The 1,290-nt window shown below is 61.7% G+C and carries 1 protein-coding gene; it reads left to right on the plus strand.

Annotation, left to right across the window (positions count from 1 at the left end; translation table 11 throughout):
- The first annotated feature begins 46 nt into the window (after positions 1-46).
- A protein-coding gene (locus AC5RWA_RS21600) for an IS3 family transposase (RefSeq protein WP_494059014.1) occupies positions 47-1,248 on the plus strand; the annotation gives its coding sequence in 2 pieces (ribosomal slippage) (positions 47-299 and positions 299-1,248; 1,203 coding nt in all).
- The last annotated feature ends 42 nt before the right edge of the window (positions 1,249-1,290 follow it).

Raw genomic sequence — 1,290 nt, forward strand, 5'->3', positions numbered from 1 at the left:
TGCGCCCGTATGGTGATTTGAGACAGGGTTTAGGAGAATCTGTTTCATGTCTAGCCGTCGTAAGTTCAGCCCTGAGTTCAAGGCTGAGGCCATTGAGCTGGTGATTTCCTCGGGCCGTCCCGTGGTCCAGGTCGCGGCCGATATTGGGGTCAATGAAGGGACGTTGGGGAATTGGGTGCGGGTCTGGAAGGAAGAGCATCCCGACGTCGCCGCCGATGAGCCGGGCCCGGTGGAGTGGGCGAAGTACAAGGCGCTGCAGGCCGAGAACGCCGAGCTGAAACGGGAAATCGAGTTCCTGGGAAAAGTCAGCGCCTTCTTCGCCGCGAAGCAACGATAGACGACTACTACGCGTTCATCTGGCAGGAGAAGGCCAACTACAAGATCGACTGGATGTGCCAGCAGCTGAAGGTCCCCAGATCCTCGTACTACCGCTGGACGCTGCCGAAGGAACCGACCCCGACGCAGGTCCGCCACAACAAGTTGACCGTGGAGGTGAAGCGGGTGTTTGGACGCGAGAAGGGTATGGCCGGGCGGGACCAGATCACCACGATCCTGGGTCATGAGGGTGTCCCGGTGGCCCCGGGCACGGTCGGTGCCATCATGAGAAAGCAGGGTCTGCGGGCGGTGCGGATGCGGGCATGGAAGAAGACCACGGTCGTTGACCCGGCCGCCAGGACCGGGCATATCCGCAACCACATGCAGGACGCGGACGGGAACCGTGACTTCACCGCCACCGTGCCGGGAACGAAGCTGGTCGGGGACATCACCTACCTGCAAACGGGCTCCGGGTGGCTGTACCTGGCCACCGTGATCGATCTCGCGACCCGGATGGTTGTGGGCTGGTCGATGGCCTCACACATGCGTACCTCGTTGATCATCGACGCGCTCAGCATGGCACGTGACCATGGCCGGCTTCATCCCCTCGGGGCGGTCTTTCACAGCGACCGGGGCTCGCAGTACACCTCTGCCGGGTTCCAACGCTGGTGCGCGGCGAACAGCGTCACCCAGTCCATGGGAGAGGTCGGTGTGTGCTGGGATAACGCGGTGGCCGAGTCGTTCTTCTCGCACCTGAAGACCGAGATGTACCACCACCATGATTTCCCTAATCACATCGCGGCCAGGACCGCGGTGATGGAGTACATCGAGTCCTGGTACAACCGGCGCCGGCCCCATGCGAACAACCGGGGCCTACCCCCGGCACGCGCCTTGGCCAATTATCAAAACACGGTCAACCCAGTAGCGGCGTAAGAAGAAAATCAATCAAGCTGTCTCAGAAACTTGACGGGCGCA

This window comes from Arthrobacter sp. 210 2 (assembly GCF_059093025.1).